This window comes from Alcanivorax sp. REN37 (genome assembly GCF_041102775.1).
Lineage (GTDB): Bacteria > Pseudomonadota > Gammaproteobacteria > Pseudomonadales > Alcanivoracaceae > Isoalcanivorax > Isoalcanivorax beigongshangi.
Genome location: NZ_JBGCUO010000001.1, coordinates 2,478,036 through 2,502,531, shown reverse-complemented (window position 1 = coordinate 2,502,531; position 24,496 = coordinate 2,478,036). Strand labels below are relative to the sequence as shown.

Genomic DNA, 24,496 nt, shown 5'->3' with positions numbered 1-24,496 from the left:
GTGCTGCGCGGGGCAGCAGTGGCAGCAGGCGGCCGGGCGGCCACGGGTTACGAGGCCCGGACACCGCGTCCTAGGCGTAGCAGCCGACCGCCATCGCGCTGGCCGGCGCCGAGCGGCACTAGCACAGATAGCAGATGGAGGAACGACGATGACAGCATGTCGGCGTGCTCAGGATGAATAACGGAGAGCCTTATGCTGCGTCGCCGGGGGTGTGGCGTCGCTCGCCAAAAGGACAATCGCTGTCGCGTAAAGGACAACGGCGGTGTTCAGGATGGCGGCAGGAAATGGCTTGGCGGCGCACCAAAGGCACGGCGGAAGGCGGCGGAGAAGGCGCTCGGGCTGTCGTAGCCGTGTTCCAGTGCCACCGTCAGCACCGGGGTGCCGCGCGCCAAGGCGGTGAGGCTCAAGATCAGTCGCGCTTCACGCAGCCAGTGGCCAAAGGTGTAACCGGTCTGGCGTTGAAACAGTCGCGCCAGCGTGCGCGGGTGCATCGCCAGCGCGTCCGCCCAGTCGCTGAGTGTGGCGGCATCGGCGGGCCGCTCCAGCCATTGTCGGCAGCGTTCGGCCAGCGCCGCGTGCTGCGGCAGCGGGATGTGCAGTGACAGCACCGGCGCGGCGGCGATTTCATCCAGCAGCAGGGCGTCGATATGGGCACGGCGGACCGCCTCCGGCTGCGCCAGCGCCGCATCCAGCAACGCCGCCAGCAGCGCTGACACCGCCACCACTTCCGCCTCCAGCAGCAAAGCCGGGTGGGCACCAGGCTCGATGAACACCGAACGCACTTGCACCGGCGTCAGCGCACTGACCCGGTGCGGGAAATCCGGGGGCAGCCAAATCGCGCGCTGTGGCGGCACCACCCACTCGCCATCTTCGGTACCCACTGTCAGCAGACCGTCGGTGGCATATAGTAGCTGGCCGCGGCGGTGAGCATGGGCGGCATATTGGCGCCCGGCGGGCGCCTCCAACGCCAACACTTCCAGCGGTTGTGGGCTGTGCTGCAAATGTGCGGAGCAGTCGGCGCTGTTCACGGCGCCGGGGCCGGCAGGTTGTGGCCGGCGTGCCACAGGTACCAGCTGGCAAAGGTGCGGTAGGGCGCCCAAGCCGCGCCCAGCTCGCGCAGTTGTTTCGGTGTGGGCGACTGCGGCAGCTGTTTCAGACGCCGGTAGCCTTCGCGCACGCCGAAGTCATCCACCGGCAAGATGTCGGTGCGGCCGAGGGTATCAATCAACAACATCTCCACGGTCCAGCGGCCGACGCCCCATAGCTCGGTGAGCTGGCGGATCAGGCTGTCGTCATCCATCTGCTGGGCACTGTCGTAATCAGGAATGCGGCCGGCACGCTTGGCATCAGCGATGCCGAGCACGCTGCGCTGTTTGCTGGCGGATAAGCCGCAGGCTCGCAATTGTTCCGGGGTGGTGGCCAGCAACTGTTCCGGTGCTGGGAATGGCTGCTGCGGGAACAGCGCCAGCAAGCGGCCGAGGATCGCCGCTGCGGCGCGGCCGTGTACCTGCTGGTGGATCACCGCACGAATCAGAGTTTGGTAGGGATCTTGGCCGGGATGTTGCGGCGCGCCGCGCGGACCGCAGCGGTCAACCAGTCGCGCCCAGTCGTCATCCAGTTGGCGCAGGGCGTGGTCGGCGGCGGCGTGCAGGTCGGGATGGTAGCGCGGCATGGTCGGTCCTCACTTCAGAGCCGCTTACGTTACCGGCAAACCGGCGTCGGGTCAGCGTCGACTTAAACCTTGTTTTGCATCCGTAGCAAAACCGCCTGCCTATTATGGGGCCGCGTTGCTAGGCGCCGTCGCGCGCATTTCTGAAGGGAGACACCGCATGGATATTTTTGCAGCACTGCGAGAAAGCCACGAACGCCAACGTCAGTACGCCGATGCGCTGATCGAGACCCAGGGCGCTAGCGAAGAGCGCCAACGCCTGTACCGGCAATTGCGTGCCGAGCTGGCGGCCCATGAAACCGCCGAAGAGCGTTACTTCTACGTGCCGCTGATGCAGCACGATGCCGGCATGGACCTGTCACGCCATGCCATCGCCGAGCATCACCAGATGGACGAAATGGTGGAAGCGCTGGACGACACTGACATGAGCAGTTCTCACTGGCTGATCCGTGCCCGCGAGCTGCGGGACAAGGTGCATCACCATCTGAAGGAAGAAGAGCAGCGGTTTTTCCAAATGGCCGGGAAAATCCTCACCGATCAGCAGAAACAACAATTGGCCGGCCGCTACCTGAGTGATTTCGATCAGGAACTTGAACGGCACCAGTAACATCGGGTGGAGCCGCTGAAAGCTTTCCGGCCCGTGCCCGTCTAGTATGCAACGCGTGGTGGTGGCCATCGGGGCCACCACCGACTTTGCTCGCTGCCGGAAAGAGCCGATGCCCATCATCCGTCCCTTGTTCGTGTTCAACACCCTGTGCCTGACCGCCATGATGGCCTTCGTGCCGTTGGTCGGTCCGATCATCCGCGCGCTCGGACTGCAGGAGTGGCATGGCGGCTTGATGATTGCGCTGGCCGGTGTGTTTTGGATGCTGACGGCGCGCCGCTGGGGCGCAGCCTCTGACCGGCTTGGCCGCAAGCCGATGCTGCTCGCCTCCACGCTCGGCTATGTACTCGCTTATGCCTGTCTGGCGTTGGTGGTGGATGTGGCGCTGGCCGGCACGCTGGCGGTAGGAGCAGCGCTGTTGATGCTGATCGCGCTGCGGGCGTTGATCGGTGCGTTCTACGCCGGTATCCCCTCGATCAGCGCCGCCTTGGTGGCCGACCACACCACGCCAGCGCAGCGTGCCCGGACGTTGGCGCAACTGGGCGCCGCCAATGGTCTTGGGTTGGTGTTGGGGCCGGCACTGGGCGGTCTATTGGTGGGCCAAGGGCTGGCGTGGCCGCTGTATGTGGCAGCCTTGCTGCCGATGCTGGGATTGTTGTGGTTGTGGGCCACGCTGCCCGCCGGCGAGGTGGTGGCCAGCGCGCCGCCACCGCCGCGCGGCGGCGTATTCGATGCGCGCCTGCGGCTGCCGGTGATGGCGATGTTCATCGCCATGGGCGCGGTGGTGGTGTCGCAGATGGTGGTCGGTTTCTACGTGATTGACCGGCTCGGGCTGAGCCCGCAGGACGCTGGGCGGGTGGCCAGCCAAGCGATGACCGCGGTCGGCGTGGTGCTGATCTGCGTGCAAGTGACCATGAGCCGTCGTGCTGCGCTGAATATCGTGCGTTGCCTGTGGCTCGGCAGCGCCATTGCGGCACTGGGTTTCCTGTTGGTGACGCTGTGGGTGTCGCAGTGGGGCCTGATCGCCAGCTATGCGTTGATGGCGGCGGGATTGGCATTGGTGTTCCCGTCGTTGCAGGCACTGGCCGCCAACAGCGTCGGCCCGGATGAGCAGGGCCGCGCGGCCGGACAAGTGGCGGCGGCGCAGGGATTGGCGATGGTGTTGATGCCGCTGCTGGCCACGGTGCTGTACCGGTTGCACAGCGCGGCGCCTTACTGGATGGCGGCAACACTGTTGGTGCTGTTTGCGTTGGCAGTGTGGCGCCAGCTGGCACGGCAGTCTGCGCAGGCCGCGCCGTCTGACCAGATTTTATAATTCAGGGGGCCGATTTTTCATCACCGCTATACCGCCGTCACAGCACCGCAGGTATCGTCTTTCAACGGACGAACGTGCTGTGAAAGCTCAACGGAGGAGCTGTGAAGATGCGTTGGATGATGTGTCTGGCATTGGTGATGGTGGCTTCGCTGGCTGGCGCTTCGGCGCGCGCCGCCCACCTCACTGCAATGGCCGCCTGGTCGGCGCCGGAGAGCGTCGGCAGCGTGCAGCAACCTGCGGATCGACATGGCTGAAGAACCGGCGCCGCGCCCTGCGGCGCGAACCCTGCATTACTTCTACGATCCCCTTTGCATTTGGTGTTACGCCGCCGCGCCGCTGGTGGAGGCGGTTCGCCATGTGGTGAACCTGCCGCTGGCGCTGCACGGCGGCGGCTTGTTCGGCGGTCGCCACCGGCGCCGCTGCGATGAAGCTTGGCTGGTGGGCATGACCGCGCTGGAAGGACGGGTTGCGGATCTCACCGGGCAGCGCTTTTGCGACACGACCCAGCGCAGTGCGCTGGCGGCCCGGGCACCCTGGTTGGACTCCGGTGTGCCGATAGCCGCAGTCGAGGCTGCCCAGCAACTCGGACACGACCCCGCCGCATTCCTGGCGGTGCTACAGTCCGCCTGGTTTGCCGAAGGCGAAGCCATTACCGAGTTGCCGGTGCTGCAACGGTTGGCCGCGCGTTGTGACCTGCCGGCGGCGGATTTCGCCGCCGCGTTGGTGCGCTGCCAACAACAAGTGCAGCCCCACATGCGCACCAGTCGCCGCCTATTGCGCGCGGCCGGTGCCCGCGGCTACCCGGCCTTCATGCTGGAAAGCGGGGCACGGTGGCAGGTGCTGGATGCGGGGACATTCCTTGGCAAGCCCGACCATTGGGCTGCGCATCTGGCGGGGCTGCAACATTGAAGTGGTAAGAGGGAGTAGTGGCAGTGGCTGAACAGAAGTTCCGAGTAATCAGTGAGGACCCGGCACGCATCATGCGGCGGCTGGTCCGCCATTGGGCGCACAAGTATGAGACCGAGCTGGACGATACCAGCGGCCGCGTGCATCTTGGCGAACAGGGCAGCGTGGTGATGCAGTGGGTGGAGTCCGCCCTGGCCATACAGATCCAGGCCGACGACCAAGCCGGCTGCGACACGCTGAGGGAAATCGTAGTGGCGCACTTGCAGAACTTCGAGGGCGAGCGCCCATTGCGTGTGGAATGACCCGCTTTCGGGTCAGCGTTGGGCACCTTCCGGGTGCCGCTTGCGGAGAGAGTCACGATGAATGCACTGCACCAGCCGGATCTCGGCAAACTGATTTTGCGTCTGACGCTTGGCATCCTGCTGCTGTTGCACGGCATCGCCAAGCTGCGTTACGGCATCGACTGGATCGGTGACTCATTGGTAGGCATGGGGCTGCCGCGCTTCATCGCTTATGGCGTCTACGTCGGTGAGATTTTGGCGCCGCTGATGTTGATCCTCGGCATCTACGCCCGTATCGGTGCGCTGCTGGCGGTGGGCAACATGGCGTTTGCCATCCTGATCGCGCATATGGGCGAGCTGTGGCAGCTGAATGACAGCGGTGGCTGGGCATTGGAACTGCAGGGCTTCTTCCTGTTCACCGCGCTGGCGCTGGTGTTCATCGGCCCGGGGCGCTACGCAGTGCGGCAATGATCGACGCCGGGTCTGCCTGGTGTGATGGCTGAAAACAATACGCTCCCATTCGGGAGCGTATTGCTATGGGGCTCAGGACAATTTTTGTGATGCAGATGCCGCGCCCGGCTGGGCGCTCTTGGTGCTGGCATGGTCCTGGGCCGCTTGGGTCGCTGCACCGGTTTTGGCGTCCTGCTGACCGCCGCGGGTCGCCGCCGTCTGTGATGACGGGCTGCCGCTGTGGCTCTGCTGCGTCTCGCTACCGGTTTTCACCGCGTGCTCATCCGAGCGACTGTGGGCCGCTGCGGCTGGCGAAGAACTGCCGGCCGCGTGTTGCTGTCCTGCCTGATGACTATTGCTGTGTGCTGGGTTGGGCGACGCCGCACCATTTTGGGACTGCGCAGTGCCTGGATTGGATGCTGCGCTGTGCTGCTGGCCTTGCTGCGGTGCGGAGCCGGTGGCCTGGCTGTGGGTACTGTTGGCTGCAGTATGTGACGATGCTNTGCGGTGCGGAGCCGGTGGCCTGGCTGTGGGTACTGTTGGCTGCAGTATGTGACGATGCTTGCTGACCCTGCTGACCCTGCTGACCCTGCTGACCCTGCTGACCCTGCTGACCCTGCTGCCGTTGTTGACCCTGTTGACCCTGCTGGCCTTGTTCAGCCTGCTGCATGCGAGTGGTCTGCTGCGAAGCAGCGTGTGATTGGCTGCTGCCAGCTGCAGTTGAATGATGGTCGTGGGCGTGATTGTCCGTGTGGCGCTCGGCACCGGTGTGCGACAGCATGTCGTCATGCTGGTGCTGGGTCGGCTGGCCAGCGTGCGCTGTGTGTGCCGATGACTGGCCAGCAGCGTGTTCATGCTGACGCTCGCCCGCGGCTTGATCCAGGCGCTCTTGGCCGGCTTCCACATGGGCGCGACCCCGCGCTTCCAGCTCCTCGTTGCCGAGCAGTTTGCCGGCCAATTCTTCAACTTTACCTTGAGCGACTTCCGTACGACCTTTGATCTGATCCTTGTTCATGATGATCTCCTGAATGTCGTGACTAGAGACTGCGCTTGCGGCAGGTGGATACCCTCCTGCACTAGAAGTGACTGGCGCCGCTGGGTGGAGTTGCTCAAAAACTGCTCAAACACTGTAAAAGCCGTGGCGCAACTATGAAGCCCGGTAAAACACGCGCGGCAGCAAGAGGAATGACTGGGAATGTGGTCACGCTGGTTGGAAAATCGACGCATGCGGCGCTACCGCTTCGAGCGCAGCGACTGGGAACGCTGCGTGGCGTGGTGGCCGCCGGCGGCGGCAGTATCGGGTCCGTTGCGTGAGCAGTGGTTCGATCTGGTGAAGCGCTTTTTGCTGCGTAAAAGCATCGTCGGCGGCGCTGGGTTCGAGGTCACCGATGACATGCGCTGGACCGTGGCGAGCATGGCCACGCTGCCGGTACTCGGACGCGGTTTGCAGCTTTATCGCGGCTGGGAAGTGGTCGTGTTGTACGAGACCCAGTTCTGTTCCGACCTGGAGCACGAGGATGAGCATGGCGTGGTGCATCGCGATGAAGAATGGCGCAGTGGCGAAGCCTGGGAGCAGGGGCCAGTGATTCTGTCCTGGGAAGACGTGCAAGGCGCCAGCAGCATGCCCCCCTACAACGTGGTGATCCACGAGATGGCGCACAAAATCGACCTGCTCACCGGCAGTGCCAATGGCGCGCCGCCGCTGCCGGTAGGTGTTTCGGCGCAGCATTGGCAGCAGGTGATGGCGGCGGCGATGGCCGAATTGGCGCAATGGGAGCGCGACGGCGATACCGGCTGGCTCGATCCCTACGCGCTGGAGCATCCGGCCGAATTCTTCGCCGTGCTGGCCGAGGTGTTTTTCGAGGCGCCGCAAGCGTTGGCGCAGCAATGGCCGCAGGTGTACACCGCGCTGGCCGGCTGCTTCCGACTGCACTGGCAGCAAGATCGTTGGGAGGTGGCCGCATGAGGGTGCGCAAGCTGTTGCTGTGGCTGGGCCTGGTCGTGCTGGCGCTGATGCTGCTGCTGATCGCGCTGTGGTACGGACTGCGCCCACTGGCCGGCCATTACGGCGTGAACTGGCAGAGCCATAACTGGCAGCAGGGCGCACTGGTGCTGCGTCAGCTGCGCTGGCAGGACGACGACTGCGAGCGGGTACAGCTGGACGCGCTGGTGCTGGTGCCAGGCTGGCCGCTGCGGGTGCTGGCGGACGGTGTGAAATTGCCGGCCTGCCCAGCGGCGCCGGCCACCGACGAGCCGTTTACGTTACCCCAGTTGCCGTGGATGCCGCCGCTGGAAGCGCGCGTCAGCGGATTGGTGGTGGCCGACCAGCAACTGGATCTGCGGTTATCACACCGGCAGCGCCAGTGGTGGCTAGTGGCGCGGGCACTGACCTGGCCCCAGGCGCTGCTCAGCGCCACCCTCGATCAAGAAGGGCGCTGGCAAGTGGCGGGTCGCTGGCCGCTGGCGGCCCTGTCGGATCAAGTGGTTGGTGGTCTGCGCGTGCATGGCAGCGGTGACCAATACAGTCCGCGCCCACAAGGGCGGCTGGAGCTCACGCTGGATGAGGTCGGTGTGGTGGACCGCCCGGAGCGTGCTGATCTGGCCGCTACCCTGACGCTGTCGGAGGCCGGCTGGCAGGCTGCCTTGCAGAGCAGTGGTCCGGTGCGCGGCGCGCCGGAGCTGTTGATCAGGCTGGAGCCGTGGCAGTTGCAGGGCGATTGGTCCGGCACCATTGCCCATGCCGACGGCGCCTTGACGGTGGAGGCCGAGGCCGGCCGCGCGGCACTGCACCTGGACAGCGACGGGCTTGACCAGGGCAACGGCCGGCTGGCGTTCAGCAGCGAATGGCTGTCCGGCGAGGTGCCGTTCAGTTGGCAGCAGGGACAGCTGACCGTGCCCGCCCACGAGCTGGCCGGCAGCGATGGGTTGCGGGTGCGCTGGCCGGAGCTGACGGTGCCGTTGGCCACCAGCGGCGAAGCCGCTGTTTCACTGGCGTTGGATTATCAAGAGCTGGCGGCGCAGGTGGTTGGCAGCCGCGTCAGCTGGTCGCTGCCAGATTGGCGCTGGCAGGGCCGCGTCCGGTTGTCCGGCACGGTGGCTGACGCCAAGCTGGACGGCGGTTGGAACGGCCATTGGGATGCCGCCGGTCCCGGCGGCGAGCCGCTGCGGCTGGCGCTGCAGCACCCGCAGGGCCAACTGGCGCTGGACGTGCCGGTGTCACCGGCCGTGTTGGACCAGCAACGCGTTGAAGGCAGTGTGCGCGGCCGCGCGGAAGACATCCCGCTGAGCGGGCGCTGGAGTGCGTCTTGGGCTGGGGCGCAGCCGCACGGTGATGTCACCCTGACTGCACAGTTGCCGGAGTTCAGTCACGGCGGCCAGCTGACGCTGACCAGCCGCTGGCAATTGGACACCGAGGCGATGGCGCTCACCCTTCCCGCCGGCGCCACGCTGCAGTTGGACAGCTCGGTATGGCAGGAGCTGCTGCTGCGCCCAGTGACGGTCACCAGTGTCGGGCCGCTGCAACTGGATGAACACGGCGCCCGAGGCCGGCTGGCGCTGGCTGCTGAGGGGCTGGTGGCGGCCCGTCACCGGGTGCCGGCGCTGGCGGGCGAGTTGGATCTCAAGGGTGTAGCGGCGGCTCTGACGTTGCGCGTGCCGGACTGGGACACGCGCTTGAGTGCCGATGCCGCGCCCCACGGCGGCGGCTGGGCCGGCCGCCTGACGTTGGAGTCGCCACTGTCGCCAGCGCAGAGCCAATCATTACCACTGACGTTGGCCGACGGTCAGGTGTCAGCCTCTGGTCGCTGGCAGTGGCAGGACGATCTCAGTCTGGAGGCATCGCTGCGATTACGTGATGCGGTGCTCGACTGGGGCGGTGTGCGTGCGGAAGGCGTCGCCGGTGAATGGGCGTTGTCGATGCTGCCGGGGCAGCGGGTACGTGCCCACAGTGTGGGGCCGATGACGGTGGCCAAGGCCGATGTCGGCTTCCCGATCACCGAGATTGCCGCCACCCTCGATACTGATTTGGAGCAGTGGCGGTTGACCGATATTCGCGCTGAGCTGCTGGGCGGCGAGTTGCTGGCGCCGGCGCTGAGCTGGCCGGGCAGCGCGTACCAAACTGTCGTGGTGACGCGCATCGAGTTGCCGCAGCTGGCGGCGTTGCAATCAGAGCCGGTGGTAACGCTGACCGGTCGCGTTGGCGGCTACCTGCCGTTGCGACTGGGTGCCGACAGCGTGGCGATCCGCGCCGGCAAGCTGGCCAATGAGACGCCGCTGGGGCTGTCACTGCTGAGCAGTGATGCCTTGACCGCCATGAAGGCCTCGAACACCGCGGTATCGCTGGCGCTGGATAGTTTGTCGGTGCTCGAGATCGGCACCTTCCAAGCGCAGCTCGACATGGCAGATGATGGTTGGCTGTCGGCGGCGGTGAACCTTGCTGGCGTGAATCCGTCCCAAGGGGGGCTGGCGGTGGCATTTAATTACACCCACCAAGAGAATCTGCGCGTGCTGTTGCGCAGCCTACGGATTGCCGATGAGTTATCACAGCAGGTCATGGAATCGCTGCCGTGAATGTTTTAAAACCCTTCCACTGCGGGCCGAATGAGGCAATCGATATGGCATTAAACCGAGGCTTGGGAGCACTGTTGTGCGTGCTGGCGCTGGGCGGCTGTACGCCGCGCATTGCGCTGGAAGCGCCCAAGGAACCCATCACCATCAACCTGAACGTCAAGATCGACCACGAGATCCGTCTCAAGGTTGAGAAAGACCTGGATGCGCTGTTTGGCGCAGACAGCGATTTGTTCTGAGGAGAGCCCCATGAAGATGAAACCTGTGCTGATCGGAATGCTGGTGCTGGGCTTGGCCAGCGGCGCTGCGGCGCTGGATCTGGATGGTGCCAAACAGCGTGGTTTGGTGGGCGAACAGGCCGATGGTTACCTGGGGGTAGTGAATGCGACCCCGGAAGTGGTGGAGCTGGTCTCGGAAGTGAACGCCCGCCGCCGCGACGCCTACCAGCGCATTGCCCGCCAGAACGGCATCACCCTCGACCAGGTCGCGGCGCTGGCTGGCGAGAAGGCCATCGACAAGACCCCAGCTGGCGGCATGGTGCAGGACGCTAGCGGTAAATGGGTGAAAAAGTAGCCCGTCTTTGATGGCCAACAGCGCCGTGATACCGGCCCCGATAATGGGGCCGGTATTCAAGATTTAACTCTTTTTTCACGAAAATCAGTTATTATGCCCGCCGCACGCGGGCGCCTTATCGGGTCGCACCGTACCGTGCCGGATTCCGGTTTCTGCCGTTGCCTTGTCTGGGCTTGGGCGCCGGCAGCGCGGTGCAGCGATACCCAGCGCCTCACCTTTCCTGGTTTTAAAATCAATACTGTCGAGGTGGTCTGTGGATTGGCTCTGGACCGGTAATATCTGGATTCTCTATGTTTTCATTGCCTGCGGGGCTTATGTCCATTACCGCGGCAAGGTGCGCCACAAGTTTCGCCGTCAGGTGCTGGATCACTCCACCATCATGGCGCCGGTGAACTGCCTGATTTACGCCACCAGCTCGGTGCCGAACAAGCCGTTCCTCGACCGCAGCAAATTCCCGGAGCTGGACCTGCTCAAGGACAACTGGGAAGTGTTCCGTGAGGAAGCGCTGGCGCTGACCCAAGGCGGCTACATTGGCCAATCCAGTACCGACAACGACCTGGCGTTCCACTCGTTCTTCCGTACCGGTTGGAGCCGTTTCTACCTGAAGTGGTACAACGACGCGCAGCCGTCTGCGATGCAGATGTGCCCCCGTTCGGTGGAACTGGTGAACCGTATCCCCGGCATCAAGGCGGCGATGTTTGCCAAGCTGCCGGCCGGCGCCAAGCTCGGCCAGCACCGTGACCCGTTTGCCGGCTCGCTGCGGTACCACCTCGGCCTCGATACCCCCAACGATGACCGCTGCGCCATCTTCGTCGACGGTGAAGTGCACTCCTGGCGTGACGGTGAAGACACCCTGTTTGATGAAACCTACATCCACTGGGCCGAAAACTTCACCGATAAGGATCGTCTGATTCTGTTCTGCGACGTCGAGCGCCCACTGCGCTACCGCTGGGCCCAGGCATTCAACCGCGTATTCCAGAAGCTGGTGGTGAGCGCGACCGAAACCGAGAACGTTAAAGGCGACGACGTCGGCGCGCTGAACAAAGTATTCGACGTGGTGTATAAAGTCCGGGCGTGGGCAAAAGGCATCAAGAAGAAAAACCGCAAGCTCTACTACGCCATGAAGTGGGTGCTGATCGGCGGTTTGTTCTATCTGATTTTCGTGCGCTGAGCCGCATCCTGAAACCCCGCTGCGGCGGGGTTTTTTGTGCCTGTTATTTCCACTTGGCAGCGCGCTGCCGCTTTGCAGGAGATGCACCGATGACCGATCTGGCGAAGTGGTTGGGTATTCAATGGCCGCTGATTCAAGCACCAATGGCCGGGGTGCAGGACCAGCGCTTGGCGCTGGCAGTGTGTCAGGCTGGCGGGCTCGGCTCATTGCCGGCCGCGGCGGTGTCGCTGGAGGCGCTGTCCGAGCAGGTGGCCGCACTGCGGGCGGTCACTGCGGCGCCGTTCAATGTGAACTTCTTCGCCCATACTGCGCCGGCGGAGGATGCCGTGGCCGATCAGGCCTGGCTCGACAGCCTCGCCGGCGAGTACCAGCAGTGGCAGCTGCCGCGGGTGGCGGCGTCCGCCGCGCCACGACAGCCGTTCAACCCGCTGGCGGCGGATTGGGTCAGCGCCATGCGGCCGGCGGTGGTGAGTTTCCATTTCGGGTTGCCGGCGCCGGCGCTGCTGGCACAAGTGAAAGCGGCCGGTGCCAAGGTGTTGGCCTCCGCCACGACGGTGGCAGAAGCGCAGTGGCTGGTGCAGCACGGCGCCGACGCGGTGATCGCGCAGGGCTGGGAGGCCGGCGGCCACCGTGGCCATTTCCTCGATGCCGATGTCAGCCGCCAGTTGGGTACCTTTGCGCTGGTGCCGCAGATCGCGGCGGCCGTGGCGGTGCCGGTGATCGCGGCCGGCGGTATCACCGACGCGGCCACGGTGGCGGCGGCACGCCGGTTGGGCGCCGCGGGGGTGCAGGTGGGTACCGCCTTCCTGCGCACGCCGGAAGCCACCACCACGGCACTGCACCGCAGTGCGCTGGCCAGCGATCGACCGACGCTGGTGACGCACCTGTACAGCGGCCGGCCGGCGCGGGCGATTGCCACGCCGTTCTTGGAGCAGGTTGGCCCGCTGGCGGGATGTCCGGCCCCTTTTCCACGCGCCAGCGCGGCTATTCTGCCGCTGAGAAAGGCGGCAGAAGCGCACGGCGATGACCGCTATACGTCAATGTGGAGCGGGCAGAACCGCAGTGGTTGCCGGGCGCTGCCGGCAGCGGAGATTTGCCGCGCGTTGGCGGCCGGGTGGGACGTGCCGGCCGGATGAGTCCGGCCGGCGGCAGGCGTCAGCGGCTGAATTCCAGCTCGCGGTTGCGCTCCGAAACTTGGCCGTTGAGGGTCCACAGGTCATACAGATAGCCGAGCAGGAACAGACCGCCGGTGCACAGGTAGATGATGCCGGTGATCCACTTGCCCATGTACATGCGGTGAACGCCGAACACTCCGAGGAAAGTCAGCAGAATCCAGCTGATGTTGTAATCAACGCGGCCGGAGCGGTAGCGCCGGTCAGCGCGTTCATCCATGCCGGGAATCAAGAACAAGTCGATGATCCAGCCAATCAGAAACAGGCCGAAGGTGAAGAACCAAATGGTGCCGGTGATCGGCTTGCCGTAATAAAACCGGTGGGCACCGGTGAAGCCGAAAATCCACAGCAGGTAGCCGAACAGTTTGCTGTGGGTGTCGTGCTGGCCGCTCAGTTGCATGGGGCTCTCCTTGCTGCGAAAGGGTGGAACTCAAGCGCCGATTATGCCGTGCCGGCCCTCGAAACCGAATGCTAGGCACGGGATGTGGGACACAATTTCACCAATTACCGTTTACAGCGTCACCTTGATCTGCGCTGCCACGCGCTGGACACGCTGCACCGCGGCGTCGATATCGTCGGCGCGGGCCAGGCCAACGCCCAGACGCCGCTCGCCGGCCACTTCCGGTTTACCGAACAGACGCAGGTCCGTGTCAGGCTCGGCCAGCGCGGCGGCCAGGTTGCCGTACTGCATTTGGCTGGAGTCGCCGCTCACCAGCAATACCGCCGAGGCGCTCGGGCCCCATTGGCGAATCAACGGGATCGGCAGGCCGAGAATGGCGCGTGCATGCAGTTCGAACTCGGACAGGTTCTGGGAGATCAGCGTCACCATGCCGGTGTCGTGGGGGCGTGGTGACACTTCCGAGAAGTACACCTGATCGCCTTTGACGAACATCTCGACGCCGAACAGGCCACGGCCGCCGAGCGCACCGGTGACCGCTTCCGCCATCTGGTGGGCCGCCGCCAGTGCCGCGTTGGACATCGGCTGCGGTTGCCAGGATTCGCGGTAGTCGCCGCGCTCCTGGCGGTGACCGATCGGTGCGCAAAATGCGGTGCCGTCCCGGTGGCGCACGGTGAGCAGCGTGATCTCGTAATCGAAATCGATGAAGCCTTCCACGATCACTCGGCCGGCGCCGGCGCGGCCGCCGGATTGGGCGTGGGTCCAAGCGGCATCAATGTCGGCGTCGCTGCGCACTGTGCTCTGGCCTTTACCGGAGGACGACATGACCGGCTTCACCACGCACGGCAGGCCGATGGCGGCGACGGCGGCGCGGTATTCAGTTTCGGTGTCGGCAAACCGGTACGGCGATGTGGCCAGCCCCAGTTGTTCCGCAGCCAGGCGGCGGATGCCTTCGCGATTCATGGTCAGCTGGGCGGCGCGCGCAGTGGGCACCACGTTCAGCCCTTCTGCTTCCAACTCCACCAGCACATCGGTGGCGATGGCTTCGATTTCCGGCACCACATAGTGTGGCTGTTCAGCGCTGATGACGCGGCGCAGGGCGTCGCCATCGAGCATCGAAATTACATGGCTGCGGTGCGCCACCTGCATGGCCGGGGCATTGGCGTAGCGGTCCACCGCGATCACTTCGCAGCCCAGTCGTTGCAGAGCGATCACCACTTCCTTGCCCAACTCGCCGCTGCCGAGCAGCAATACGCGGGTGGCGGTGGGGGACAGGGGGGTGCCAAGGGTGGGCTGGTCCATGCGGGCCTCCGGAACAGGGAATCAGACAGCGGGAAACGCGCAGTCTACCCCATGCGGTGCGGGCTGGCAGCGGCTAACATGGGCGCCGCAAAAGGAGAACCTGGTGAACGACGATCAACATTGGATGCAGCAGGCGCTGGCGTTGGCGGCCCAGGCCGCCGAAGCGGGCGAGGTGCCGGTGGGTGCGGTGGTGGTGCGCGACGGCGAACTGCTGGGCGCCGGCTTTAATCGGCCGATTTCCGGCGCCGATCCTACCGCCCACGCAGAAATCGTGGCGCTGCGCGCCGCCGCGGCACGGCTTGGTAACTACCGGCTGACCGGGGCGACCCTCTACGTCACCATCGAGCCCTGCACCATGTGCTTCGGTGCGCTGATGCACGCGCGCATCGGGCGACTGGTGTATGGCGCCACGGAACCGCGCGCCGGCGTCTGCGAAAGCCAATTGCAGCTGCCGGCAGCTGAGTTCTACAACCATCGGCTGGCGGTGACCGCCGGGGTGATGGCGGAACACAGTGCCGCCCTGCTGCGGCAATTCTTCCGCGCGCGACGCGGGTAAGGGGCAGCGTCACAGGTGCCTGCCGAGCCGCGCAGTAGGTGGAGAAAGTCATGCCGAGGAGCGGGGCGGCTCTGGCTTGCTGCCCGTGAAGGTGCGGCACCGGCGCGATAGTGTGCTTCGTGGAAAGCCAGGTGGGATATGCTCGGCAATTGTCGGCTGCCGATTCTAGGTTTTCGATTTCTGAATTGTTAAGCAGAAAGGCCGAACGGTCGCTGAACGAACCCCGAACCCCGAATTCAGAATTCAGAATTCAGAATTCAGAATTCAGAATTCAGAATTCAGAATTCAGAATTCAGAATTCAGAATTCAGAATTCAGAATTCAGAATTCAGAATTCAGAATTCAGAATTCAGAATCCAAAATTCGGAATCGGCCCTCCGATTTCAGCCGCTAGAAAAAAATAATGCTGGTTCCATCATCATGATTTAGTCCCGCAGCATTTAATTTTATGGGGCCGAAAAAAAAGCCCAATACGTTATCAGTATTGGGCTTTGTTCTTTACACCGACCAAGCGGCTATCCATGGTCTTAGTGCAGCATTGCTAGCAAGGTCGGTGCCGGTTCGCCATTGTGCTGATCGAGCCATACCAAACGGTCGTAGTAGTTCTGGATTTCGCGCACATACACCACGGCTTGGCCACCGCTGGCAAAGCCGTGGCGAGTTTGGCGGTAATAGTCCGGGCGGCTCAGCAGCAGCAGCCGCTGGCGCACGTCCTGCCAGCGATTGGGGTCGCCACCGCCGCGGGCGGTCAGCTGACGCGCGTCTTCCAAGTGGCCGATGCCGACGTTATAGGCGGCCAGCGCCATCCAAGTGCGGTCGGGTTCGGGAATGTCCTCGTTGATGCGGTCGTGCATCTTGCGCAGGTAAGCGGCGCCGGCCGCGATACTCTGGCGCGGGTCCTCGCGGTTGGCAACGCCCATTTCCCGGGCGGTTTGCTGGGTCAGCATCATCAGACCGCGCACGCCAGTGGGCGAGACCGCGCCGGCGTCCCACATTGATTCCTGGTAGGCCACGGCGGCCAGCAGGCGCCAATCAAAGCCGGTGCTGGCGGCGGCGGTATGGAAGTCGTCTTGATACTGCGGCAGCCGCTGATCGCGGTGGCGAATGAAAGAGCGTGCAGCGTACAGATCAAAGCGGTCGTGATGACGGAAGAAGCGCCGCTCCAGCTTGGCCACCTCGCCGCTGAGCTTCATGCGCGTCAAGTAGCGCTGGGCGGCGTGGTGCAGGCGGCGGTTGGGCTCGGGCCGGAAGAACCAGCCCATACTGCTGGCTTCGGCGTCGAATGCGGCGTCAAGATCGGGGAACAGGGTGCGATGCAGTGCGAAGCGGTTGGAGTCCACCAGGGTGTAATCAGCACGGCCGCTACGTACCAGTGCCATGAGCGCTTCGACACCCGCGCCGGGCAGTTCGGTCACATCCAGGAAGGGTACGTCTTCTTGCAGGTGGCGCAGCAGCTCGGCGTTGGCGGAGTCGGCCTCCACCACGATGCGTTTACCGGCCAATTCCGACAACTGGCGCGGGCGGGTTTCGCCGCGGCGATAGATGATTTTGTGTTGGATCGACTGGTAGCTGGTGGTGAAGTCGAAGTGGCGGGCGCGGTCCGGTGTGATGGACAGGCCCGCAGCGGCGATATCGACGCTGCCTGCCTCCAGCAGACTGAACAGCTCACCCAAGTCCTGGGCTTCGATCACTTTCAATTCCAGCCCCAACTCCTCGGCAAAACCACGTACCAGTTCATAATCCATGCCGGTGGGGCCGTGCTGGTTATGGTAGTAGGTGGTCGGCGAGAGGGTGGTGGCGAGCACCAGCTCACCCCGGCTGTGCACGCGATCGAGTGCATCCGGCGGGGAGCCACTGCCGGTCATGACGGCCAGCGCAGTCAGCGCTACCACCGGCACCAGCAATGATTTCAGCTGTGCAAACACCATGTTCATGAGGATTCCCGCTGCACCACGCAGAGTGCGTGGCCAGTCCGGTATGGCCGCTGCCGGCCCCTTCCGTGGCGTGATGACCCAGCCACCCATCCCTGCGGCCAGACGCAATTTCACCTTCTCAGATGGGGGGCGAGTCTAGCAGCAGGTGGTCTTTTGAACAGCTTCCATGTCTGACAAATAGGCACAGTGGCGCCCAGAGACAGCAATTTCAGACTTCGGTACCACGCCGTGATCAGGCGAGGGACTGATCAGGTAGCGGCCGCTAGCGGCGGGGCGGCAATGGCTGCCTTCGCGAGGCTTTTCCCGTATCATGCGCGTCTTCCGATTAGTCCCCTCCCTGAACCCAGGTAAACAAAGGCGCGCCATGCTCATCCTTCCCGGTTCCTCCGCGTTGTCCCCATTCCGTCAGGAAAAACTGCAGGCGTCACTGCCCGGCGTGTCCGCTCTGGGCGCCCGCTTTGTGCATTTCGTGGCGCTGGATGGCGCCCTGACCGACGCGCAGGAAGGCGTGCTGGAACAACTGCTGCGCTACGGCCCGACCGGCGCAGTGACGCTGCCGGAGCAAGGCGAGCAGTTCGTGGTGGTGCCGCGTCCGGGCACCATTTCACCGTGGTCCTCCAAGGCCACCGACATCTGCCACAACGCCGGACTGGCGGCGGTGCAGCGCATCGAGCGTGGCATCGAATACCGTGTGGTATGGGATGCCGCGGTGACCGATCGTGCCGCCGTGTTGGCCGCACTGCATGACCGCATGACCGAAGCCGTGCTGGAGTCCCTAGAGCAGGCGCAGGTGCTGTTTGCGCGCCAAGCGCCGCGCCCGCTGGCGCGGGTCGACGTGCTGCAAGGCGGCCGCGATGCGTTGGTGCAGGCTAACCGTGAGCTGGGCCTGGCGCTGGCCGAGGACGAAATCGATTACCTGCTGGAGCAGTTCCTGCGTCTGGACCGCAATCCCACCGACGCCGAGCTGATGATGTTTGCGCAGGCCAACTCTGAGCACTGCCGCCACAAGATTTTCAATGCGTCGTGGACCATTGATGGTGAGCAGCAGTCCCACAGCCTGTTCGGCATGATTCGCAACACCTTCAAGGAAAACCCGGGCCGGGTGCTGTCTGCCTACAAAGACAACGCCGCAGTGATGGCGGGCCACGACGGCGCACGCTTCTTCCCCAATCCGGATACCGGCACCTACCACTATGTGCAGGAGCCGATCCACATTCTGATGAAGGTGGAAACCCACAACCACCCGACCGCCATCGCGCCGTTCCCGGGGGCATCCACCGGTTCCGGCGGTGAAATCCGTGATGAAGGCGCCACCGGTCTGGGCGGCAAGCCGAAAGCCGGGCTGTCTGGCTTCTCGGTGTCGAACCTTAATATTCCCGGCTTCGCGCAGCCGTGGGAGCAGCCTTACGGCAAGCCGGAGCGCATTGTGTCGGCGCTCGACATCATGGTTGAAGGCCCGCTCGGTGGCGCCGCGTTCAACAACGAATTCGGCCGCCCCAACCTGTGCGGTTACTTCCGCACCTTAGAGCTGGAAGTAAACGGCGCTAACGGTATGGAAGTGCGCGGTTACCACAAGCCGATCATGATTGCCGGCGGCCTCGGCAACATCCGTGACGGCCACGTGGAAAAGAAACCCATTCCGGCAGGCGCCCACATCATTGTGCTCGGCGGCCCGGCGTTGCTGATCGGTCTTGGCGGTGGCGCGGCGTCGTCGATGGCATCCGGTGAATCGGCGGAAGAACTCGACTTCGCCTCGGTACAGCGCGACAACCCGGAAATGGAGCGTCGCTGCCAGGAAGTGATCGACGCCTGCTGGGCGCAGGGCGAACGGAACCCGATCGTGTCGATCCACGACGTCGGCGCCGGTGGCCTGTCCAACGCGTTGCCGGAGCTGGTGCACGACGCGGAGCGCGGTGCACGGCTGGAACTGCGTGATATTCCTTGCGATGAGCCGGGCATGAGCCCGGTGGAAATCTGGTGCAACGAAGCCCAGGAACGCTACGTGATGGCGGTGCTACCGGCGGATCTAGACCGCTTCGCCGCCCTTTGTGCCCGGGAGCGGGCGCCGTTTGCGGTGCTCGGTCAGGCCACTGACGAAGAACATTTGCTGCTGGGCGATCGCCACTTCAATGAAGCGCCGGTGGATCTGCCGATGGACGTGCTGTTCGGCAAGGCGCCGAAGATGCAGCGCGAGTTCGAGCGCACTGATTTCGAGCGTCGGCCGTTTGATCTGGCCGGCATCAGCTTGAAAGAGGCCACCCAACGGGTACTGCAGTTGCCGTCGGTGGCATCCAAGTCGTTCCTGATCACTATCGGTGACCGCTCGGTGACCGGCTTGGTGCACCGCGATCAGCTGGTGGGCCCGTGGCAGGTGCCGGTGGCCGACTGCGCGGTGACCGCTTCCAGCTTCCAGGGGTACACCGGCGAAGCGATGTCGATGGGCGAACGCACGCCGCTGGCCTTGGTGGATGCCGCCGCCTCCGGTCGCATGGCGGTGGCGGAAGCGCTGACCAACTTGGCCGGCACCGATGTCGGTGACATCACCCGCATCAGCCTGTCTGCCAACTGGATGGCCGCCGCCGGTCACCCGGGCGAGGACCAGAACCTGTTCGACACCGTGAAAGCGGTGGGCATGGAGCTGTGCCCGGCGCTCGGCATCAATATTCCGGTGGGCAAGGACTCACTGTCGATGCGCACGCTGTGGACCGACAAGGGCATCGAGAAGAGCGTGACCGCGCCGCTGTCGCTGATTGTGTCCGCGTTCGCGCCGGTGAATGACATCCGCAACACGCTGACGCCGCAGCTGCAGACCGGGGTCGACAGCCGTTTGGTGCTGGTGGATCTCGGCGCTGGCCGTAACCGTATGGGTGGTTCGGCGCTGGCGCAGGTGTATGGCCAGGTCGGTGCCGAAGCGCCGGACGTGGACGCCGCCGACACCCTCAAAGCGTTCTTCCAGACCACCCAGACGCTGGTGGCTGGCAAGCAACTGCTGGCTTATCACGATCGGTCCGACGGCGGCCTGTGGGCGGCGGCAGCGGAAATGGCGTTTGCCGGCCGGGTTGGCATTGAGCTGACGCTGGACGCCCTCGCCGGGGATGACGAAGAAGTATTGGCTGCGCTGTTCAACGAAGAAGCCGGCGCACTGCTGCAAGTGGCGGAGAGCCAGTTGGATGCGGTGCTGGCGGCCTACACCGCCGCCGGCCTCGGCGGCTGCGTGCAGGTGGTCGGTGCGCTCAACGACGAAGACGAAATCCGGGTGCGCCTCGGCGGCGCCGTGCTGCTGGCGGCGCCGCGCCGTGAGCTGCACCAACTGTGGGCGGAAACCAGTTTCCGCATCCAAGCCATGCGCGACAACCCGAGCTGCGCGCAACAGGAATTCGATGCCATTCCGCAGCGTGACGATCCGGGGCTGTCGGCGCTGTCGCTGAGCTTCAAGCTCGGTGAGAACCCGGCGGCTCACCTGCAGGGCGCCGAGCGTCCGGCGGTGGCGGTACTGCGTGAGCAGGGCGTCAACGGTCACGTGGAAATGGCGGCTGCGTTCGAGCGCGCCGGCTTCCGTGCGGTGGACGTGCACATGAGCGACCTGCTCAGCGGCCGCGTGCAGCTGCAGGACTTCCGTGGGCTGGTGGCGTGCGGCGGCTTCTCCTACGGCGACGTGCTCGGCGCCGGCGGTGGCTGGGCCAAGACCATCCTGTTCAACCCGGCCCTGCGTGAGGCGTTCAGCACCTTCTTCCAGCGTCCGGATACCTTCACCCTCGGCGTCTGCAATGGCTGCCAGATGCTGTCCGGCCTGAAAGAATTGATTCCGGGTGCCGAGCATTGGCCGCGCTTCGTGCGCAACCGTAGCGAGCAGTTCGAAGCGCGCATGGTGCTGGTAGAGGTGCAGCCGTCGCCGTCGATCTTCCTCAAGGGCATGGAAGGCTCACGCCTGCCGATCGCCTCCGCCCACGGTGAAGGCTTTGCGGAAATCAGCGCCGAGAGCCTGGCCAGCTGTGAAGCCAACCAGCAGGTGGCGGTACGCTTTGTGGATGGCAACGGCCAGCCCACCGAGCAGTACCCGGCCAACCCCAACGGTTCGGTGGCCGGTGTCACCGGCTTCACCAGCCTCGACGGCCGCGCCACCATCATGATGCCGCACCCAGAGCGCCTGTTCCGGGTGGTGCAAAACAGCTGGATGCCGCCGCAGTGGCGCGATCAGGAAGACGGTGCCTGGCTGCGCATGTTCCAAAACGCGCGTAAGTGGGTGGGCTGATCCCCTCCTACTTGCTCGCGACACCAAGCCCCTCGCGCCCGCGCGCAGGGGCTTTTTGTTGGCCGCGCTGTGGCCGCCCTCGAGAATGTTGACGGAGAACGCCATGAGCGAGTCCGAGTACGACCTGCAACAACTGCCGCAAAGCGAGCCGGTGGCAGCCAACCCGGAATACCGGGAGCGCCGCCGCTTGGCGGCTGCGCTGCGACGCATCATCGACCGCTTGGTGCGCGTCGAGGCGCCGCAACAGAAACTGACCCAGTGGGCCGATCAGGCCGAGCAGTGGGCCGACGACGTGGCCAGCCACCCGCGCCGCCAACAGCAGCCGCTGCTGATGCGGCTGTGGACCGGCAAGGGCAGCCAGCAGGATGCGCTGGACATGGGTGACCACGACATCATGACCGGCCTGTCGGCGGCCATGGCGCCGCCGTTAGAGCTGTGGCTGGACGGCGATGTGGTGCGTGGGCGCGCCACCCTTGGCCCGGCCTGGCAGGGGCCGCCGGGGCGCGTGCATGGCGGCGTGGTGGCGCTGATGCTGGATATCCTCATGGCCAAGTGTCAGGACCTGGTCCATGGATTGGGCATGACCGGCACCCTCAATATCCGCTACCAAGCGGGCACGCCGCTGCGCAAGGAAGTGCTGATGGAGGCACGCATCCAGCGCATCGAGGGCCGCAAGATGTTTGTCGAAGGTCGCTTCTTCGTAGACGGCGAGCAGACCGTGCTGGCGGAGGGCATCTGGATCAGCATGCAGGAGCCGTACCGCTGGCGTGATGGCCACGGGCCGCAGTGATGACGCTCTACAAGCTGTGTGTGTTCGTGCCAGCGACCCACGCCGAGGCGGTCAAGCAGGCGCTGTTTGACGCCGGCGTTGGGCGGGTCGGTGATTACGATCACTGCGCCTTCGAGCTGGTCGGGCAGGGCCAGTTCCGGCCCCTGCCCGGCAGTCAGCCGTTCCTGGGCAGTACCGGGCGAGTTGAGCGGGTCACCGAACACCGTATCGAGCTGGTTTGTGACCAGCGCTACCTTGGCGCCGCACTGCGCGCGCTGGTGGCGGCGCATCCCTACCAAGAGCCGGCGGTGGACCTGTGGCCGCTGCTGGATTACCGCCAATTCCTCTGACGGCTGCGCCGGCGGCCCGTGATTCGGTTCACATAACGCTGCAATGCGGTAGCGAACGGTTCGCAAAGGCGCTGTTGCGTAAGCGCCGGGCAACGCTCTGTGTGCTGTGTAGGCTGTTTGTTCTGAAACTGTATCGTGGCCTTGTTTGGCGGCCGATCTGACTGAAAATGAAGGGCTCGAAACCAGGTCAGGCAGGAGGCCGGTGCCATAGCAACGCGTACTGATTCAGGGGGTGGATGCCCGTGGTGAAGACAGCTTTGGCCATCGGGCCAGCGGAGACAGTTATGACGCTTTCACAGGCCTTGCGGTGGCTCGACGACGTGGAGTACGTGATTGAGTGCTTGGCGTTGAATGCCACGGCCGAAGCACGTGCAGCGTTAGTGGAGTTGATCCTTGACGCCGAATCCGACCAGCACTTAGACGGCGCCGACCGAGCGCGGGTGTTGGATGCCCTGGAAGGCGCGCGCGCCGCCTTGATCACGCCGCCGGAGAGCCCGGAGGCTCAGCCGGCCTATCTACTCAGCCGGCTCACCCGCCATCTCTGGCGTCAGGTGCACTGATCCTCGGCGACCTTGGCGCCATGGCGTAAGCTGTTCCGGCTTCTGACCCGGAGCGGGCCTGCTATGACCACATCCTTTCCCACTGTTGTTGCCGGAGCGCTTCCATGAGCGCCGCCGGCGGCTGGCGTGCGCGGGGGATCCCGGTGCATTTGGTCACCGGCCTGCTCGGCAGCGGCAAAACCACCTTGGTGCAGGCACTGTTGGCGACGCCGTCGGCGGAGCGCTGGGCGGTGCTGGTGAACGAATTCGGTGAGCGCGGTTTCGACGGCGAATGGCTACGCCGCCAACACGCTGGCGTAGCAGAGCTGGCCGGCGGCTGCATGGGCTGCAGTGGGGCAGTGGCGTTGCCAGTCACGCTCAATCGCTTGCTGCGCCAGACTCAGCCGACGCGCGTGCTGGTGGAAGCCTCCGGCGCTGGCCATCCGGCGGAAATCCTCGCGCTGCTGCGCGGCACACACTATCGCGGCATCCTGCAGCCGGCGCCGACTCTGTGCGTGGTGGACCCACAGCAGTTGCGGCCGGAGTCAGCGGTTTACCGACAGCAGTTGGCGGTTGCGGAGGTGTTGGTGGGCAGTCGCGCCGATGGCTGGAGCGCAGCGGAGCATGCCCGTTTTGAGGCTCTCGCGGCGAGTAGGCCGCAGGCGCGAGCGGTGAAATTCGATGGCGCCAAGGCGTCGCTGGACTGGCTGCAAGGCCCGGTGCAGCCGCTGCCAGCCTGGTTGCCCAGCGGCGCGGAAGCAGTTTGGCAGCAGGCGCTGCAATGGCGTGCCAGTGGCGGGCTGGCGTTGGCACAGCTCGCTGCGTTGCAGGCTACGCTGCCCGGTGTGCGGATCAAAGGTGAGGTGGCGGCTGCCGAAGGGGGACATTGGCAGCTCAACAGCACCGGCAACCTGCAGGCGCCGCAGTGGCGGCCGGGGCCGGGCGCCGGTCAGGTGCAGTTGCTCGGCACCCGGGCGCCGTCGCTGGCGGCTTGGCTGGCCGCCGGTTGGACGCTGATCTAGTCGCGCAGCCCGGCGATGGGCTTGGCGGTGATGTCCTGCAGTCGCAACGGAAACTCGCCGCGCACCCGGTCATCAAGGAAGTAGCGCAGCGTGCGCGACACGGTGGGGAAGGCCAATTGGTCCCAGGGAATCTCGCTCGGCAGAAACAGCCCAGCGTCGGATGATTCCTCGCCGACGCCGTAGCGCTCATCGACCATGGTGGACAGGAAGAACACATGGATTTGCCAGATGTGTGGCAAATTGAACACCGTGTACAAGTCGCTGATGTTCACCGTGGCGCAGGCTTCTTCCCAGGTTTCTCGGGCGGCACCTTCTTGCAGTGTCTCGCCGTTTTCCATGTAGCCGGCCGGCAGCGTCCAGTAGTCCTTGCGTGGTTGGATCGCGCGCTTGCACAGCAGGATGCGGTCTTCCCAGACCGGGATCGCGCCGACCACCACTTTCGGGTTTTGGTAATGCACAGTGCCGCAGGCCGGGCACCAGTAGCGGGGGCGGTTGTCACCTTCGGGAACATCAAAACGGAGCGCATCACTGCCGCAGTGGCTGCAAAACTTCATGGCGTCTTTCCAGTCAGGGTCCAACGCAGCCTAAAGGCTTGTTTTGCAGTCTGCAACGCGATGCCGCGCAGGGCTTGCAGCGGCCCGCCGCTCTGTTCAAACTGGCGTTTGAAAA

The 24,496-nt window shown here is 64.7% G+C and carries 26 protein-coding genes; 20 read left to right on the top strand and 6 right to left on the bottom strand.

What is annotated here, in order from left to right:
• Positions 1-266: 266 nt before the first annotated feature.
• Positions 267-1,028 carry an AraC family transcriptional regulator gene (locus AB5I84_RS11380; RefSeq protein WP_369455981.1) on the bottom strand — a complete coding sequence of 254 codons (762 nt, stop codon included), beginning with the start codon at positions 1,026-1,028 and terminating at the stop codon, positions 267-269.
• Positions 1,025-1,672, bottom strand: coding sequence for a DNA-3-methyladenine glycosylase family protein (locus tag AB5I84_RS11375; RefSeq protein WP_369455980.1), 648 nt, complete (start codon positions 1,670-1,672; stop codon positions 1,025-1,027). The genes AB5I84_RS11380 and AB5I84_RS11375 overlap by 4 nt, the downstream gene beginning before the upstream one ends.
• Before the next feature lie 157 nt (positions 1,673-1,829).
• Between AB5I84_RS11375 and AB5I84_RS11370 the strand changes: the two genes are divergently transcribed.
• The 14 genes from AB5I84_RS11370 (at position 1,830) to AB5I84_RS11305 (ending at position 12,671) form a co-directional block, all read left to right on the top strand.
• A complete protein-coding gene (locus tag AB5I84_RS11370) occupies positions 1,830-2,276 on the top strand; it encodes a hemerythrin domain-containing protein (protein ID WP_369455979.1) in 447 nt (148 codons plus the stop codon).
• Positions 2,277-2,385: 109 nt separating this feature from the next.
• Positions 2,386-3,588, top strand: a complete 1,203-nt coding sequence (locus tag AB5I84_RS11365) for an MFS transporter (protein WP_369455978.1) — start codon at positions 2,386-2,388, stop codon at positions 3,586-3,588.
• 107 nt (positions 3,589-3,695) lie between these two features.
• Positions 3,696-3,842 carry a hypothetical protein gene (locus tag AB5I84_RS11360; protein ID WP_369455977.1) on the top strand — a complete coding sequence of 49 codons (147 nt, stop codon included), beginning with the start codon at positions 3,696-3,698 and terminating at the stop codon, positions 3,840-3,842.
• Positions 3,835-4,497 carry a hypothetical protein gene (locus tag AB5I84_RS11355; protein WP_369455976.1) on the top strand — a complete coding sequence of 221 codons (663 nt, stop codon included), beginning with the start codon at positions 3,835-3,837 and terminating at the stop codon, positions 4,495-4,497. Before AB5I84_RS11360 ends, AB5I84_RS11355 begins: the two co-directional genes overlap by 8 nt.
• A gap of 23 nt (positions 4,498-4,520) precedes the next feature.
• A complete protein-coding gene (locus tag AB5I84_RS11350) occupies positions 4,521-4,796 on the top strand; it encodes a DUF2218 domain-containing protein (RefSeq protein ID WP_369455975.1) in 276 nt (91 codons plus the stop codon).
• Between the two features lie 57 nt (positions 4,797-4,853).
• A complete protein-coding gene (locus tag AB5I84_RS11345) occupies positions 4,854-5,246 on the top strand; it encodes a DoxX family protein (protein WP_369455974.1) in 393 nt (130 codons plus the stop codon).
• 541 nt (positions 5,247-5,787) lie between these two features.
• Positions 5,788-5,925: a hypothetical protein gene (locus tag AB5I84_RS11340; RefSeq protein WP_369455973.1), complete on the top strand. Its 138-nt coding sequence runs from the start codon at positions 5,788-5,790 to the stop codon at positions 5,923-5,925.
• A 153-nt stretch (positions 5,926-6,078) separates the two neighbouring features.
• Positions 6,079-6,378 carry a hypothetical protein gene (locus AB5I84_RS11335; protein ID WP_369455972.1) on the top strand — a complete coding sequence of 100 codons (300 nt, stop codon included), beginning with the start codon at positions 6,079-6,081 and terminating at the stop codon, positions 6,376-6,378.
• Positions 6,379-6,420: 42 nt separating this feature from the next.
• A complete protein-coding gene (locus tag AB5I84_RS11330) occupies positions 6,421-7,191 on the top strand; it encodes a M90 family metallopeptidase (RefSeq protein ID WP_369455971.1) in 771 nt (256 codons plus the stop codon).
• Positions 7,188-9,794, top strand: a complete 2,607-nt coding sequence (locus AB5I84_RS11325; protein WP_369455970.1) for an intermembrane phospholipid transport YdbH family protein — start codon at positions 7,188-7,190, stop codon at positions 9,792-9,794. Before AB5I84_RS11330 ends, AB5I84_RS11325 begins: the two co-directional genes overlap by 4 nt.
• A 44-nt stretch (positions 9,795-9,838) precedes the next feature.
• Positions 9,839-10,030, top strand: a complete 192-nt coding sequence (locus AB5I84_RS11320) for a YnbE family lipoprotein (protein ID WP_369455969.1) — start codon at positions 9,839-9,841, stop codon at positions 10,028-10,030.
• Between the two features lie 10 nt (positions 10,031-10,040).
• Positions 10,041-10,364 (top strand): YdbL family probable chaperone protein, encoded by a 324-nt coding sequence (locus AB5I84_RS11315; RefSeq protein ID WP_369455968.1) that lies wholly within the window; start codon positions 10,041-10,043, stop codon positions 10,362-10,364.
• A 253-nt stretch (positions 10,365-10,617) separates the two neighbouring features.
• Entirely contained in the window at positions 10,618-11,535 is a 918-nt protein-coding gene (locus AB5I84_RS11310; RefSeq protein WP_369455967.1) for an aspartyl/asparaginyl beta-hydroxylase domain-containing protein, read from the top strand.
• Between the two features lie 89 nt (positions 11,536-11,624).
• Entirely contained in the window at positions 11,625-12,671 is a 1,047-nt protein-coding gene (locus AB5I84_RS11305; RefSeq protein ID WP_369455966.1) for an NAD(P)H-dependent flavin oxidoreductase, read from the top strand.
• Between the two features lie 19 nt (positions 12,672-12,690).
• On the opposite strand, the gene AB5I84_RS11300 is transcribed toward AB5I84_RS11305, so the two are convergent.
• The gene (locus AB5I84_RS11300; RefSeq protein WP_369455965.1) at positions 12,691-13,107 is read right to left on the bottom strand and encodes an NINE protein; all 417 of its coding nucleotides are present in this window, start codon (positions 13,105-13,107) and stop codon (positions 12,691-12,693) included.
• 111 nt (positions 13,108-13,218) lie between these two features.
• On the bottom strand, positions 13,219-14,406 hold the full coding sequence (gene purT / locus AB5I84_RS11295) for a formate-dependent phosphoribosylglycinamide formyltransferase (protein ID WP_369455964.1): 1,188 nt from the start codon (positions 14,404-14,406) through the stop codon (positions 13,219-13,221).
• A gap of 124 nt (positions 14,407-14,530) precedes the next feature.
• Between purT and tadA the strand changes: the two genes are divergently transcribed.
• Positions 14,531-14,962 carry a tRNA adenosine(34) deaminase TadA gene (tadA, locus tag AB5I84_RS11290; protein ID WP_439650210.1) on the top strand — a complete coding sequence of 144 codons (432 nt, stop codon included), beginning with the start codon at positions 14,531-14,533 and terminating at the stop codon, positions 14,960-14,962.
• A 526-nt stretch (positions 14,963-15,488) separates the two neighbouring features.
• Here tadA and mltF read toward each other — a convergent pair.
• Complete coding sequence (gene mltF / locus AB5I84_RS11285; protein WP_369455962.1) at positions 15,489-16,895, bottom strand: membrane-bound lytic murein transglycosylase MltF; 1,407 nt, start codon at positions 16,893-16,895, stop codon at positions 15,489-15,491.
• Between the two features lie 364 nt (positions 16,896-17,259).
• On the opposite strand from mltF, the gene purL reads away from it, so the two are divergent.
• The 5 genes from purL (at position 17,260) to AB5I84_RS11260 (ending at position 23,827) form a co-directional block, all read left to right on the top strand.
• Complete coding sequence (purL, locus tag AB5I84_RS11280) at positions 17,260-21,147, top strand: phosphoribosylformylglycinamidine synthase (protein WP_369455961.1); 3,888 nt, start codon at positions 17,260-17,262, stop codon at positions 21,145-21,147.
• Positions 21,148-21,250: 103 nt separating this feature from the next.
• Positions 21,251-21,937, top strand: a complete 687-nt coding sequence (locus AB5I84_RS11275) for a PaaI family thioesterase (RefSeq protein WP_369455960.1) — start codon at positions 21,251-21,253, stop codon at positions 21,935-21,937.
• On the top strand, positions 21,937-22,266 hold the full coding sequence (locus AB5I84_RS11270; protein ID WP_369455959.1) for a YqfO family protein: 330 nt from the start codon (positions 21,937-21,939) through the stop codon (positions 22,264-22,266). The genes AB5I84_RS11275 and AB5I84_RS11270 overlap by 1 nt, the downstream gene beginning before the upstream one ends.
• A gap of 284 nt (positions 22,267-22,550) precedes the next feature.
• Positions 22,551-22,826 (top strand): hypothetical protein, encoded by a 276-nt coding sequence (locus AB5I84_RS11265; protein WP_369455958.1) that lies wholly within the window; start codon positions 22,551-22,553, stop codon positions 22,824-22,826.
• 104 nt (positions 22,827-22,930) lie between these two features.
• Positions 22,931-23,827 carry a CobW family GTP-binding protein gene (locus tag AB5I84_RS11260; protein ID WP_369455957.1) on the top strand — a complete coding sequence of 299 codons (897 nt, stop codon included), beginning with the start codon at positions 22,931-22,933 and terminating at the stop codon, positions 23,825-23,827.
• On the opposite strand, the gene AB5I84_RS11255 is transcribed toward AB5I84_RS11260, so the two are convergent.
• Positions 23,824-24,381 carry an NUDIX hydrolase gene (locus tag AB5I84_RS11255; RefSeq protein ID WP_369455956.1) on the bottom strand — a complete coding sequence of 186 codons (558 nt, stop codon included), beginning with the start codon at positions 24,379-24,381 and terminating at the stop codon, positions 23,824-23,826. The genes AB5I84_RS11260 and AB5I84_RS11255 overlap by 4 nt on opposite strands.
• Positions 24,382-24,496 lie beyond the last annotated feature (115 nt).

Coding starts and splice junctions, on each gene's coding strand:
- AB5I84_RS11375 (WP_369455980.1), bottom strand. CDS start 1,672: ATGCCGCGCTACCATCCCGACCTGCACGCCGCCGCCGACCACGCCCTG.
- AB5I84_RS11370 (WP_369455979.1), top strand. CDS start 1,830: ATGGATATTTTTGCAGCACTGCGAGAAAGCCACGAACGCCAACGTCAG.
- AB5I84_RS11365 (WP_369455978.1), top strand. CDS start 2,386: ATGCCCATCATCCGTCCCTTGTTCGTGTTCAACACCCTGTGCCTGACC.
- AB5I84_RS11360 (WP_369455977.1), top strand. CDS start 3,696: ATGCGTTGGATGATGTGTCTGGCATTGGTGATGGTGGCTTCGCTGGCT.
- AB5I84_RS11355 (WP_369455976.1), top strand. CDS start 3,835: ATGGCTGAAGAACCGGCGCCGCGCCCTGCGGCGCGAACCCTGCATTAC.
- AB5I84_RS11345 (WP_369455974.1), top strand. CDS start 4,854: ATGAATGCACTGCACCAGCCGGATCTCGGCAAACTGATTTTGCGTCTG.
- AB5I84_RS11335 (WP_369455972.1), top strand. CDS start 6,079: ATGCTGACGCTCGCCCGCGGCTTGATCCAGGCGCTCTTGGCCGGCTTC.
- AB5I84_RS11330 (WP_369455971.1), top strand. CDS start 6,421: ATGTGGTCACGCTGGTTGGAAAATCGACGCATGCGGCGCTACCGCTTC.
- AB5I84_RS11325 (WP_369455970.1), top strand. CDS start 7,188: ATGAGGGTGCGCAAGCTGTTGCTGTGGCTGGGCCTGGTCGTGCTGGCG.
- AB5I84_RS11320 (WP_369455969.1), top strand. CDS start 9,839: ATGGCATTAAACCGAGGCTTGGGAGCACTGTTGTGCGTGCTGGCGCTG.
- AB5I84_RS11315 (WP_369455968.1), top strand. CDS start 10,041: ATGAAGATGAAACCTGTGCTGATCGGAATGCTGGTGCTGGGCTTGGCC.
- AB5I84_RS11305 (WP_369455966.1), top strand. CDS start 11,625: ATGACCGATCTGGCGAAGTGGTTGGGTATTCAATGGCCGCTGATTCAA.
- AB5I84_RS11300 (WP_369455965.1), bottom strand. CDS start 13,107: ATGCAACTGAGCGGCCAGCACGACACCCACAGCAAACTGTTCGGCTAC.
- purT (WP_369455964.1), bottom strand. CDS start 14,406: ATGGACCAGCCCACCCTTGGCACCCCCCTGTCCCCCACCGCCACCCGC.
- tadA (WP_439650210.1), top strand. CDS start 14,531: ATGCAGCAGGCGCTGGCGTTGGCGGCCCAGGCCGCCGAAGCGGGCGAG.
- mltF (WP_369455962.1), bottom strand. CDS start 16,895: ATGAACATGGTGTTTGCACAGCTGAAATCATTGCTGGTGCCGGTGGTA.
- purL (WP_369455961.1), top strand. CDS start 17,260: ATGCTCATCCTTCCCGGTTCCTCCGCGTTGTCCCCATTCCGTCAGGAA.
- AB5I84_RS11275 (WP_369455960.1), top strand. CDS start 21,251: ATGAGCGAGTCCGAGTACGACCTGCAACAACTGCCGCAAAGCGAGCCG.
- AB5I84_RS11270 (WP_369455959.1), top strand. CDS start 21,937: ATGACGCTCTACAAGCTGTGTGTGTTCGTGCCAGCGACCCACGCCGAG.
- AB5I84_RS11265 (WP_369455958.1), top strand. CDS start 22,551: ATGACGCTTTCACAGGCCTTGCGGTGGCTCGACGACGTGGAGTACGTG.
- AB5I84_RS11260 (WP_369455957.1), top strand. CDS start 22,931: ATGAGCGCCGCCGGCGGCTGGCGTGCGCGGGGGATCCCGGTGCATTTG.
- AB5I84_RS11255 (WP_369455956.1), bottom strand. CDS start 24,381: ATGAAGTTTTGCAGCCACTGCGGCAGTGATGCGCTCCGTTTTGATGTT.